10 protein-coding genes are annotated in these 12,125 nt (G+C 60.7%); all 10 read right to left on the bottom strand.

Going from position 1 to position 12,125, the window contains the following annotated elements; genetic code table 11:
- The 10 genes from ACJO2E_RS01100 to ACJO2E_RS01055 all read right to left on the bottom strand — a co-directional run bounded on the left by ACJO2E_RS01100 (window position 1) and on the right by ACJO2E_RS01055 (window position 12,108).
- Window positions 1–3,081 (bottom strand): PEP/pyruvate-binding domain-containing protein, encoded by a 3,081-nt coding sequence (locus ACJO2E_RS01100; protein WP_406961047.1) that lies wholly within the window; start codon window positions 3,079–3,081, stop codon window positions 1–3.
- A 17-nt stretch (window positions 3,082–3,098) separates the two neighbouring features.
- Window positions 3,099–3,770: an HAD family hydrolase gene (locus ACJO2E_RS01095; RefSeq protein WP_406961045.1), complete on the bottom strand. Its 672-nt coding sequence runs from the start codon at window positions 3,768–3,770 to the stop codon at window positions 3,099–3,101.
- Window positions 3,771–3,816: 46 nt separating this feature from the next.
- Complete coding sequence (locus tag ACJO2E_RS01090) at window positions 3,817–4,455, bottom strand: hypothetical protein (RefSeq protein WP_406961043.1); 639 nt, start codon at window positions 4,453–4,455, stop codon at window positions 3,817–3,819.
- A 58-nt stretch (window positions 4,456–4,513) separates the two neighbouring features.
- Entirely contained in the window at window positions 4,514–5,596 is a 1,083-nt protein-coding gene (locus ACJO2E_RS01085) for a glycosyltransferase (RefSeq protein ID WP_406961041.1), read from the bottom strand.
- Window positions 5,597–5,620: 24 nt separating this feature from the next.
- Complete coding sequence (locus tag ACJO2E_RS01080) at window positions 5,621–6,358, bottom strand: protein kinase family protein (protein WP_406961039.1); 738 nt, start codon at window positions 6,356–6,358, stop codon at window positions 5,621–5,623.
- Window positions 6,359–6,428: 70 nt separating this feature from the next.
- A complete protein-coding gene (locus ACJO2E_RS01075; RefSeq protein WP_406961037.1) occupies window positions 6,429–7,697 on the bottom strand; it encodes a hypothetical protein in 1,269 nt (422 codons plus the stop codon).
- Between the two features lie 38 nt (window positions 7,698–7,735).
- Complete coding sequence (locus ACJO2E_RS01070; RefSeq protein WP_406961035.1) at window positions 7,736–9,349, bottom strand: aldolase catalytic domain-containing protein; 1,614 nt, start codon at window positions 9,347–9,349, stop codon at window positions 7,736–7,738.
- Entirely contained in the window at window positions 9,346–10,038 is a 693-nt protein-coding gene (locus ACJO2E_RS01065; protein WP_406961033.1) for an acylneuraminate cytidylyltransferase family protein, read from the bottom strand. The genes ACJO2E_RS01070 and ACJO2E_RS01065 overlap by 4 nt, the downstream gene beginning before the upstream one ends.
- Window positions 10,039–10,090: 52 nt before the next feature.
- Window positions 10,091–11,401, bottom strand: coding sequence for an O-antigen ligase family protein (locus ACJO2E_RS01060; RefSeq protein ID WP_406961031.1), 1,311 nt, complete (start codon window positions 11,399–11,401; stop codon window positions 10,091–10,093).
- Window positions 11,398–12,108, bottom strand: a complete 711-nt coding sequence (locus tag ACJO2E_RS01055; RefSeq protein WP_406961029.1) for a 3-deoxy-D-manno-octulosonic acid kinase — start codon at window positions 12,106–12,108, stop codon at window positions 11,398–11,400. The genes ACJO2E_RS01060 and ACJO2E_RS01055 overlap by 4 nt, the downstream gene beginning before the upstream one ends.
- Between the last annotated feature and the right edge of the window lie 17 nt (window positions 12,109–12,125).

Below are 12,125 nucleotides of genomic sequence, written 5' to 3'. Positions count from 1 at the left end.
TCAGCGAACCACCTCCAGGCGACGGTTGGATGGATCCAGTTCCAGCACGGAGGCCCCCGCCAGGCCCAGGTAGCGGGCTTCCCCGATGCCGATGGCGGCGGGCAGGCCAAATTCGGCGGCGCGGATCGCCATGTGGGAATTGGCGCCACCGTACATGGTGACCAGGCCCGCGATATCGTGACCGAACAGCCAGTCATAGCCGGGATCCGCCTGGGGTATCAGCGCAATACGGCCGCTCAGATCGACGGCGCGATCATCGCCGGTCAGTTGGCGCAGATCGACGCACTCCGCGAGCACCCGCTGACTGCCGATGAAGTTGGCGTGAGTGTCCGCATACAGGAACCCGCAAAAATCATCACGGGTCCTGACCAGCGGGGGCAGTTCGATCAGCGCCGTGGTTCGGGCCGCTTCAGAACCTTCCTGCGCGCGCTGCCGCAACCACCGCTGGGGGTCAGCCACGCCGGGGTCACCGGCACGACAGGCAAGCAGGTCCTCAAGCGGCACCTGCGCTATGTCATCCCTTGAGAGGCTATGGGTCCCGGCAAAACCGGCAATGCAGTCCAATGCCCGGGACAGGTAGCGGGTGAACTCGAACTTGGCCAGTTCCCGGCCCTCGATCGCCCCGTGCAGGAAGGTCTCCACCTCGTCCGGATCGGAAGGCAGGCCGGCCTCCGCCAGGGCCCCGAAGAAATCCTGCCGCTCCGCCGCCCAGGCGCCTGAGTCTCCGGAGTGAATCGTCTGTGAGGTCTGGGCACGATCAACCACGGGCCGCAGATAGCGCTCCGGATCGTCCGCGTAGCTGGCAGAGGTAATATCGTAGGTGCCCGGACGCAAATGGCCATAACCTGACACCAACTGCTCGAACGGCATCTCGCCACGGGCCACTCTCGCGGCGTCTTCGGTAAACCGGTGGGAGACTGTCCGGATGGTGTTCAGGAAATCATCGACGGCCGCCTGCGACAGTATTCCCATGGTTACTGCGGAGCGCAGCAGGGTTATCGCGACAAAGCCACTGCGGGCCAGGTGGGCGAAGGTCAGCGTCCCGACCCGACGGCAATCCTCCAGCAGGGCCGCCGCCATGTCCAGGTCCGTGAGCGGTCGGCTGCTGATCACCGAGAACCGTTCCTGCAGCGTATCGACAGCCGCCAGGTCAGCAGGGGTACGCTGGAATGCACCCCGGGTAATATCCTTGAGCCCCTCGGCCAATGCCGACAGTTCATCCGCCTCGAACCCACCATGCTTCTCCAGTCGGCGCCGCCAGTGGTCAAAATCCAGGGCATAGCAGGTGGGCACCACATCGAACTCCACCTTGTCATGCAGTTGGGGGCGCTGGGCCAGCCACTCCAGGTAGAAGGTGACCAGACGGGCGGCAAGACCGTCATCCAGGGACGCCGGAACAAAGGAGTTGAAGCTGGCCCGGATATCGATATAGGGGTGCCCCGCAAACAGCGTCAGCAGTGGCTGGGGCCGGACATCCCGGTAGCCATATTCCGCCCGCTGCCTGGCCCAGACATCGTCCAGGATCAGGAACCGGTACAGGCTGGCGGCCAGCCGCCCGGGCCGGGTGCCGATAATCTCGGCCGGATTCCAGTCCGGCATGATTCCGAACATGGGGCTCTCACCCACCACAAAGGGACCAGGAGTCGACAACTGCTGAAAACGGGCCACCGCCTGGTCTATGGCGGCCCTGGCCGCATCGCTGGAATCCAGTTCGTGCTGAACCGCGATCGGACGTACCTGCAGGATGTGGATGCCCCCGTACTGGGTCATGGCGAATTCCACATCGAGGGAATCGAAATCCAGTAGTGCCTCCACCTCCCGTAGCGCCGGCAAAAGGCCCACCAGGTTGTCCGGTATGGCCGGATGGCCGTCCGGCGCGTCCCGGTGCAGGAACAGGGTCTTGTGTTCCCGGCTGGCGCCGCTGGTGATGGACTCAGTACTGGCGGTGGTATCGTCGTAGTTGATCACGTAGTAAGGCGCACCCGTGGCCAGCACCCGGGTGAAGGCGACACCACTGGCCGTCACGTCCCGCAGCATGGGCTGAACCAGCACCTGGTTGTCCGGGTGGCCGTCGGGATAGGACGCAATGACCTCAGCAATGGCGCCGCTCAGTGCATCGGCATCATGGCGGTCCACATTGAGGACACTGGTATAAGCGCCAGCATTGGACACCCCGAAGCCGTCCTCCGACAGGGCGCTGCTGCGAACCACCAGAGTGTCATCGTCAGCCAGTCGCTGGTGGATATCGGACAGGATCCCAACACGGGTCCGTTCCCATTCCGCAACGGTGAAGCTGACCTGGTCCTCGATGCGGCTGCGGTTCAGCATACCCTGCAGCCGATGCAGGGTCTGGGCCTTGGTTCCCAGGACAAACCGGCTCAGGTCATCCGGTTCGTTTAGCTCCGCCCAGTCACCGGCCACATCGGCGGCTTCCACCGAGAACCCCCGCATCCGCAGCAGCTCCACGAATTGTGACAGGCTGCCCTGCCGGACCGGAGCCGGGAAAACCTCACGGTTCTGGTCGATATACCCTGCCACCCGGGGGGACAGTCGCATCAGGCCCACGAATTCCGCGTCCGCCATTTCCGGCAACAGGTCGCGGCCCAGGCGGGTCACGCGCGGGCCATGCAGGTTGACCTTCTCGCAGCGATCCAGATCCGCAGCCGAGCGGCCCTCGAAGCGTGACCGCCAATGGCTGTCCACCAGAAGGGCGACATCGGACTCCACGCTGTCCAGGGCACGGACTGCCGAAGCACGGTAAAGGACATCGGCAAACGATACGAAATGGACATCCCGATCGTTCAGGGGCGCTTCCAGAAGCGAGGCGGCGGCGCCGGTGGACGCCCAGTTGGGATTCACCGAGTAGTGCAGGTCCGGGTAGCACTCCGCCACTTCGTCCAGTTGGTAGCCGCCGACGAAGTGCACCTCCGGGGAAAACTCGGCCATCGCATTCAACAGCCAGTCCAGCACACGGCTTCGCCCCGTCGCGCCCCGCAACACACTGTGCTGCTCGCCCTGGAAAGGCTTGCCAGCGCCCAATATGATGAACCGTACGCTGTGTTTTACTTTACTGGGATTCAACGTCCGTCCCCTGAGTTTCAATGTGGTCGAGGCGACTGGCCAAGGTATTCGACGAGTGTATCGATGCCTTCAACGGTCAATGTGGATCCGCTGAAATCGTGGTCCGATTCGCTCCAGCGGGAGGCAAAAATGAAATCCAGCCCGGCCCGTGTGGCAGCCTCGATATCATAGCGACTGTCTCCAATGAACACCGCCGGCTGCAGGATGCCACCGGTTTCCCGTTCCCGGGCCAGTATTTCGTCCTTGGTGTCCGGACTGCCGAAAATGCCGCCATCGAACAGTTCCGCCAGCCCCCGGTCGGCGAAGACGCTGCGCAGTTCCTCCTGGTCGCCACCGGATACCACCAGCCAGCGCGCGCTCCCGGTCAACCGGCGCAGGGCCATCAACCCATCCGCCACGGCACATTGGCGCAGCCCCTCGCCGACCAGACCGGCGTAGCGGTCCAGCAACTGCTGCAACTCATCCGTGTCGACCCGGGACCGTCCGACAATATCGGACAGGAAGGTACTGAACTTCACATACCGGGAAATACCCCCATTGCGAACATGGTAGTCCACCAGTGCCTCGGCATGGTCACGACCATAGGGCTCCGCCGCCCGGTAGAAGGCTTCCGTCTTGACCCGGTTGGAATCCAGCAACACCCCGTCGCAGTCGAAGATCCAGGTCCTGTAGCGGGCCAGATCAGCCATTGATTTTCCCCTGTGAAACGGTCCTGCCATTTATCGAAGCCATACTTTACCCGGGTGAACGGAACCGTGACAGCTTTTCCAGGGCCGACGGATGCACGCAACCGATCTGCGCCGGGAACGGGGCATCCAGCAACATGGCCATGGCAAAGCGGTGGCAGCCGGCGCCGGAGAATACGGGCTCACCACCGGGCCCGATATGGACCAGGATACCGCCCACCTCACGGTAGTTGTCCGGATCAAGATCCTGACGGGTCGGGAAACGGCCCTGGGCCTTTACGTCGTCCCAGATCAGGTCGAGGGTGCGGTAGCGGTTCCAGACTTCCTCCGGAGTGCGGCACTGGTCGGTAATCCCGGTAGGCGATATGGCGATCTTCCCCAGCAGGAAATCGATGGCGCCGGCTTCCTGCCAGTCCTTGCCGTCGCACCAGTGGGCCCAGCAATAGGTAAGCTTGGGATGGTTTTCAAAGGGTTGTTCCAGGTCCCGAGGCCAGTCGGCGACGACTTTTCCGGACATCTGGCGGACTTTGCCTCCCAGGCGGTCGGTGAGGTCCCGGGCCTCGATGTATCGCCTGCACTCGGAGGGTCGAACCCATATCCGTTCGGCATAGCGGGGCGCTTCCGGACCGTATTTCAGGCGATTGTAGCCATCGATCCAGAAAGCCCTGAGTTGATATTTTAGCGCCAAAGCAAAGCCTTTAACTGGTCAGTCAGACGAACCCCGAGCCGGAAACCGGTCCTCTGGCTCATGTCATTGGTGTGTCAAAGAATAGTCGATTGGTTTCTTCCACCATCCGGTGCATACCAAACTCAGTGTCGATCCATTGCCGGAGCTCTCTCGCATCAAACCGCCTGTCTCCGGTCATCAGTGCACGAACACCTTCAGCCATGGCATCAACATCATCCACGTCCACCAGGACCCCGTATCGGCCCTGCCCCAACAGCTCCTCACTGCCCGGCACGCGGGTGGACACCACTGGCTTGCCATGGCTCATGGCCTCGTTGAGGACATTCGCCATGCCCTCATTCCGGGAACACAGCAGGAACAGGTCGATACCCGCGAAGAACCGCTCCATGTCCTGCCGGTAGCCGAGAAAGTGAATGCGGGAGGACTCCGGCCGGGCCTGGATGGCGGATTTGATTTCCTGCTCAAACTCGCCCTCGCCAGCGTGCACCACATGCACATTGTCCGGCAGACGGGCCAGCACGTCAGGCAACTGGTCGAAGCCCTTCATGGGGCTGAAACGACCGGCACATCCGACAATAACAGCGTCTTCCGGTAAGCCGAACATGGCCCGGAAATCCAGCCCTTCCGGTGCTTCCACAGGCTGGCTGAAACCGTTATAGACACGGACGACGTTGCTCTCGTCAAAAAACCGGGGGTGCTTCAGCATCTCCTGTTTCAGAGAGTCACTGTTAACCATCAGGATGGCGTTCATCCACCGGAATATGGCGAAGTACTTGAGCGGGCTTTTCACCCGGCGGGCAATGCCCAGGTACAGGATGACCCGCTCCACGCCAGCCAGCCTGGCGGACAGGGACACCAGCCACCAGTCCTTCTTCAGGGCCGCGAAGACCACATCGGGGCGAAGGCGACGGAGAATCCTCACGTAGTTGGCTACCACCGCGAGATTGAAATCGCCACCCCGGGAGGGCACCTCGATCACCGAGACGTTCTCAAGCCCTTCAAATCGCTCCGCAAAGAACCCCTTCAGCAGGATGACAGTGACCTGCACCCCGCCCTCCCCCAGGAACCGGGCCCGGAGGCGTACATTCTTCTCGATTCCGCCCCAGACCTTGGAGGGGCAGAACAGCACCGCCTTTTTCATGATTGACTCACACCCCTACTGTTTTCACCGGTCCTGCCCCGTCTTTCGCTGCTTTCTACGATCCCGGAACTGCCGCTTGAAGCGCCTGACCGCAAAGCCGGCGTCCTCCAGCCGGCTGGCCAGCCACAGCCACCGGGACGATGCCTCACCCGGTGTCAGGGAGGTCCGGGCTTCCGGACAACTGCGGATAAACCGGTCCAGTTCCCGGGCCTTCTGCAGGGCGGGCAGAAACCGGGGTTTCTTCAGCCGGAAATCGATAAAGACGATTTTGTTACCAGAGACCAGGAAGTTGGCGATCTGGGCGTCGGTACGGAGATAGCCCTTTTGGTGCAGATCCCTTAACGCCGCCAATACCTGCGGCGCATCGTCCGCTCCCGCCCGACGTCCCTCCACGAAGCGATAGCACAGGAAGGAATCCGTGACGAACCCGCCCTGGCGCCGCTCGCACGCCAGCACGGGCGCTGGCACTTCAAAGCCCATGCGGGCCATCAGCTCCAGATGACGAAAGGACCGTACCGCGTCACTGCCCCGGAACCAGGTCAGCAAACGCTCCCAACGACGACCATTACGGGCACGGGGCACCTTGAGCAGCAGCGACTGGTCATGAAAGCGGACCTGGGCACTGAGGGTCCGCCAGTTGTCGCGGAACACCTGCTCCCGCTCCACACCCCCGGCCAGGACCGCCTCCATCAACTCAATGCTGGCAGCCCTGTCCAGGGATGACAGCAGATACCACGGTTCTTGATGGTAAGACTCAGCCATTGTTCATGGCCATCCCCGGAGGAACCGCCGGCACGGCGTGGCATGACCACACATGATGCCCTCCCTTCCTTCAGAACAGTGCACAGGTGTCCGCTCCGTAGGCTTTCTGGAGTTCTTCAAGGTAGCCACTCAGGCCCATGGCCATGACTTCTTCAAACCGGTCATCCCCCTTAATGTAGCCGCAGCTCCACAACCGCCGCATGATTTGGTACTGGAGGATGGGGTCGTGGGTCTTGATGAAGGAGCGGGTGTAATCCGTTGGCTTGTCATTGGGCTGCCGATACCCGGCAAACCGGCCGGAGGACAGCATCATATCCGTGTTAAAGATTCGAATCTCCCCGGGCCCGAACCTGAGCATGTCGATCACGGCGTTGGGGCCTGCATTGAGATGAGTGTCAGGCAGGAACCACTGCAAAGAGGTCAGAAGTCGAAGGTTTGGCAAAGTGTCGGGAAAAAAGGACGAGCCCTTGCGGTTATTGAACACCCCCCAACGAAGTGTGGAGATGACGGCCTCATAATCGGATCTGGAAAGGGCCTTGGCCTGGGTGTTGTTGTAGTACGCAATGTCGATCCGCTCACCCTGTGTACGCGGATCGCGCCCCTGGTTTCCACCCCGATACCCGAACTTCACCACGACGTCGTGTTGGTCAATCTCACTACCGTGGATAACCTCGGTGGCAACGGGCCCCACCAGCGCCACGCGCTTGCCGGCGATGGTATCCCCGAAAGCCGGATCTGCGGAGGATGCCCAAACGCCTGTCGCGTCGGGATCGATCTTTCCACCGGACATCAGGGAAACAGTCCACCGGGCCTGTTCCAGCCGACGCGGGCCGCATCCAAGGGAGGCCATCCGCTCAAGCATTGATCGGGCCTCGTCGAACCGCTCTCGCTCCACCTCCGCATAACACGCCAGCGTCACCTGGCTGAGACCGGCGGTGGCGGCCCCGGCATCGACAAGCGCCCGGTCGAGCCCTTTCTCCCTCAGAATCCGTGCGGTCTCGAAGAAACCGATTCCGATGCACAGCCGAAAAAGGTCAAGCCAACCCATGAAGGGTAGCTCCTCCGGGTCCAGCTCCCAGGCCCTGGACTGGAGGTCCTCCAGGTGTTCACGAGTCAGCTCGGGACACCGGGCAGCCCCTCTTGAGACCAGTACGGTCCAGAAGCTGGACAGCGAAGGTGGCACCGGATAGCCGAAGCGTTTGAATGCCCACGGTAAGCCACCATGCTGGCCAGAAGTCAGCGCCGGCCCGTTTTCGTCCCGAATATAGGCATCCTTCAATACCAGAAAACGCCACCAGCGGTCGCGCCGTTTTCTGCGGTAGAGAAGTCGATGTAGCATGCGTCGTGAAACCCGTCGTTGCTCAGCCGTCAGGGCTGTCACATGGAGAAGATGGACCGGACCGGCAACTCGTGGCGGGTAGGCGTGACCGCCAGCAACTCCCGGGCCCCGGGGGTATTGGTGTACTGGGCCAGCAGCTCCCTCATTTCCTGGGTCCGGGGATCGTCCGCGCTGTAACCATCAAATCCGGCCATCAGCACCCGGGATGCATCACCACTGGCCGTGATGGCCAGGGCATAGGCGACCACGAGGGAGGTGGGCAATGTACACGACGTTTTGTCAAACTCGAAGGTGCCCTGCTCGACCCAGAGTCCGAAATCCAGGATATCCTTGCCCGACAGTGCCTGCCTGAGGTCATCCGTCAGTACCGACCAGGGCGTGATCAGGGGCTGGGGGAGCGCGGTATGGGCCTGGCAATCGGCCAGCAGGCGAACAGGGTGACAGGCGACCCTCAGGTCGATCAGTTCCGAGGAAACCTCGGCCTGGGTATTCAGCGCTATCACGACCGGCTGATACCGGCGGATATAACTCTCGATGGCATTCCGGTACCGGGCAACGCCAGGCCCCGTGCCCAGCAGCATCACTTCCCGGTCTTTCAGCCGTTCGCTGGGACTCCAGGTGCCACCGCGACTGGTGCCATAAAAGTGCCGGGCGGTATCCAGGGTGTCGAAACTGAACTTCTTGCCGCCATTGATACGCAGGTGCTCTATCACCGCCAGCACATCCTCTTCACTGTAGCGGGAATCCCCGAGCATTTCCTGGATATAGGTGGGGTGGATGCCGTACTTCCCCGCCAGGTAGTAGAAGGGGTTGGTGCCCCAGCCAAAGCGCTCCTGCATCGGCCGGAAGTCCTGCCGTACCACCTTCATCAACGGCACCAGGGAAACCGGTTCGCGCCGGCGATGGGCGACCTCAATGGCCAACTCCTCGGTCCTGGCGTTACCGGGCCCACGGCCCATCCCGGTCACCGTGGCATCGGCCCAGGTCACCCCGTTTTCCAGGGCTGCAAGCGTGTTCTGCAGCGCCATACCCAGGTTGTCATGGGTGTGGATGCCCAGCGCACCATGCCAGTGGTTGCGTAACCAGGTCACGATGCGGCCCGTCTGCTCCGGGTCCATACTGCCCATGCTGTCGGCAAAGTAGAGGACATCGAGGGGGTAGCTGGCGGCAGCCCGGGCCAGGGCTTCAACCTCGGCCTGGCTGCGGTCAGCGATCTGCATCAGGTTAAAGCCTACACGGTAGCCCCGGTCCTTGAGCCAGTGACTGGCTTCGAGGGCCTCCTCAAATTCATGGACATGGCAGGCGATGCGGACAAGGTCCACGGGGGAATCCTGGCAGGCCGCCGGGAACAGTGGCGACAGGCGCTGGGCGATATCCCCCTGCCCCACCAGTTCTGAGGCGTTGACCATTACGCCAACGTTGACGGACTCGGGAACCGGCAGCCCCGACAGGAATTCATCCGAGGTATAGGCATAGGCCCCCCGGAAACCCTCCTGGCGGAGGGTACGCAACCCCATTTCGATCACGTCGACACCCGCCGACGACATGGCATCCAGGTAGCGTTCCACCAGACCGGGCTCAAAGTCCCAGTCGTTGTAATACCCACCATCCCGAAGGGTACAGTCCAGGAATGTCAGCTTTTCGTTGCTCATGTCTCAATCCCGGTTTTTCCGACACCGGCCGCCAGCATCGCCTCAGCCATCAGGAAGTCGTCTTCCCAATCAATATCAAAACCCTGGATCTTGTCCAGCACGTACTTGTATGGCGTGGCGCCGATCCTGTCGTTACGGGTCCGGTAAATCTCCACGGGCGCCAGGAATACCGCACTGTTGATTTCATAGAGCGGCTCCAGCGTCTGGGTACGGGGCCACTTTTCCACACGACGGTCATAGTTGATAGGCCCGGCGTCATTCCAGAGGAATCCGCGCAGTTCGTTAACGGACATGAGGGAATCATAGCCCTCTTCACGCTTCGTCAGGTACGCCTCAATCATGTCATCGTAATGCCGGGCCGTCAGAAACGGGGAGGTAACGTGGGTCCACAGCAGATCGCCCTGCTCCACCTGGGTTCCGGCATATTCAATAAGCTGGTCGGTACTGGTGCTGCTTGACGCCAGTTCATCGGCCCGGGTACGGATCTCAAGCCTGGGGCTGTCGACGGAACGGGCGTAGGCAATCACATCCGGGTCGTTGGTGGACAGGATGATATGGTCAATCCGCCGGCTGGATAACAGCTGGTTCAGTTTGATCTCCAGCAGACCGTATTGGTAACCCGCAATCGGCCGGATGTTCTTTTTGGGCACCCTCTCACTGCCTTTGCGACAGGGCAAAAAACATGTCATTGCCAAAACTCTAACTCCCGTTGGGTTCTGGTTGCCAGTGGCAGCTGAAAAATCAGTCCGCGACCGTCACCGGCGAATCGCTCTCATCCGCAATCCGTTCTTCCCGTTTCAACGCAGCCCAGAGGAACACCACAACAAACGCAAACATCATTACCCCGATATTACGCTCGAGCATGCTCTGGGTCAGATTAACAACACCGTGGAGGCCCACAAAAAGCACACCCGCCAGACCAAGAGCTCTGACCGAGGGGAGACTGGAACGGGTCTTTGCCAGAAACAGGGTGAAGGGTATCAGCAGCAACACCAGGTATCCCACCAGGCCAAAGAGGCCATACCGGGCCATATTGTCAATATACTGGTTATGCAGATGCCTGAACCTGTCCACTCTGGGATGAATATCCCCGGCTTGCACAAGTCCGTCGATTGTAACTTCCGTGCCCGTCGGTCCGATACCGACCAGAGGATTCTCACTGAATGCCGTCAGGCCTGCCTTGTACATGTCCAGACGCAGTCCTACGGAGGTACCACTGACCCCGTCCTCAAAATAACGGGTGAACTGTTCGCCGGCGGTCACCATACGCATTTCAACGACATCCACCTGGGCAAAGCAGGCCGGCAATAACACCGTTACCAGGACACACCAGGGCAACCACCGCCACCTTGACGAGAACCGGTCCCGGTACACAATAAACAGCAACACCACCAGCACTGGGAACGCCACCCAGCCACTACGAGTACCCGAGAGCAACGAAGCCACGACTCCACCGGCGAGCCCCACGGCCATCAACGCTACCCACAATGCTCCCCGTCGCTCTCTCAGCCCCCAGATCAGACCCGCCAGACACAGACAGGACAACGCCAGCGCACCATTGCCAAAGTGGATGGGGTTATCAAACGTCTGCAGACGCAAAGTATCCTGGACGCTGGCCGAGTATAGGGCATATGCCCCCGTCACCAGCCCACCAATGCCGACGAACAGAAAGAGCTGGGCTGCACTGATGGGATTTACCAGGAGAAACAGCAGTACCAGACCAGCAGCCAGGTAACGGAAGGACAGATCAAACTCCGAGAGATCTTCTCCATGGAACAGAAGAATCAGCACCTGGGAAACGAAATAGAATCCCAGTGCTCCAAGGAACCTCAGGCTTTCACCATCAAGCCGATCCCTGACCTGCCCCCACTGAAACCCCAGGCTCAGAAACGTGAGAGCCAACAGAAACGCCGGACCAAAATCATAGGCCCACGGCGTTACCACATAGCCAATAAAGAACGAACCAATTGCAAAGACCGCCATCCATGACAGGAATCGGTTACTCCTGCTTTCAACCTCCGGTAGTGCCATGGATTCCGGGTACCTCATCATAGAACGGTGTTTCCTGACTCAGGGCCTGATAGCGGATGTTTATGATACCCCGCCATCAGGCATTCCCACAGGCTATCACGTTGTGTTTCTGTAAACTTCGACATCCGCTTGACGACGGAACGCCACAGCCTCCGAAGATTTGCCCGCTGCCATTGTCCGCCTGCTGTTCCGGGCCTCAATCGACACCGATCCAGATCAATGAGATACACGTCATCCCCCGCCACCAGGATGTTGTCGCAGTTCAGGTCAACATGGTCCAGGCCGGCATCGTGAAAGCGGCGGATCATTCCACCGATTCGATGCCAGAGGCCCTCGTCATCCAGACGGACCACCTCCGGCCAGGGCTCGGCGCCATCAATACGACGGATGATGATGGAGGCTCGATAACAGACCCCGTTATGGGTCTTCGACCATGCGGCCACCGGTTCCGGTACCGGCAGGCCACGGTCGTACAAAGCCTTCAGCAAATGGAATTCCCGAAAGGACCGGGTACGATCGTGCCCAAGGTAGATATAGCTCTTCTCGGACAGACGGGCCACAAGACCGCCTCGACGGTAGTGCCGCAGAACCATGCCACCCTGATCGGAATCCACAAACCAGGCACTGCCCCGGCCTCCGGTCGATACCGGACGGGCATTCCACCCCCAGTACTCCGGATCAAACCAGTCTTCTGTAATGGCCTTGTAGGCAGGGTTCACGACAAGCATCTATCAAACCTGTAAAC

It is taken from the genome of Marinobacter shunpengi (genome assembly GCF_045449695.1).
GTDB lineage: Bacteria > Pseudomonadota > Gammaproteobacteria > Pseudomonadales > Oleiphilaceae > Marinobacter.
Note: the sequence above shows the minus strand (reverse complement) of the source record. Positions and strands in the feature narration are given on the sequence as shown.

Excerpts from the sequence above, each read along its gene's own strand:
- ACJO2E_RS01095 (WP_406961045.1), bottom strand. The coding sequence starts at position 3,770 with ATGGCTGATCTGGCCCGCTACAGGACCTGGATCTTCGACTGCGACGGG.
- ACJO2E_RS01085 (WP_406961041.1), bottom strand. The coding sequence starts at position 5,596 with ATGAAAAAGGCGGTGCTGTTCTGCCCCTCCAAGGTCTGGGGCGGAATC.
- ACJO2E_RS01080 (WP_406961039.1), bottom strand. The coding sequence starts at position 6,358 with ATGGCTGAGTCTTACCATCAAGAACCGTGGTATCTGCTGTCATCCCTG.
- ACJO2E_RS01075 (WP_406961037.1), bottom strand. The coding sequence starts at position 7,697 with ATGCTACATCGACTTCTCTACCGCAGAAAACGGCGCGACCGCTGGTGG.
- ACJO2E_RS01070 (WP_406961035.1), bottom strand. The coding sequence starts at position 9,349 with ATGAGCAACGAAAAGCTGACATTCCTGGACTGTACCCTTCGGGATGGT.
- ACJO2E_RS01065 (WP_406961033.1), bottom strand. The coding sequence starts at position 10,038 with ATGACATGTTTTTTGCCCTGTCGCAAAGGCAGTGAGAGGGTGCCCAAA.
- ACJO2E_RS01060 (WP_406961031.1), bottom strand. The coding sequence starts at position 11,401 with ATGATGAGGTACCCGGAATCCATGGCACTACCGGAGGTTGAAAGCAGG.
- ACJO2E_RS01055 (WP_406961029.1), bottom strand. The coding sequence starts at position 12,108 with ATGCTTGTCGTGAACCCTGCCTACAAGGCCATTACAGAAGACTGGTTT.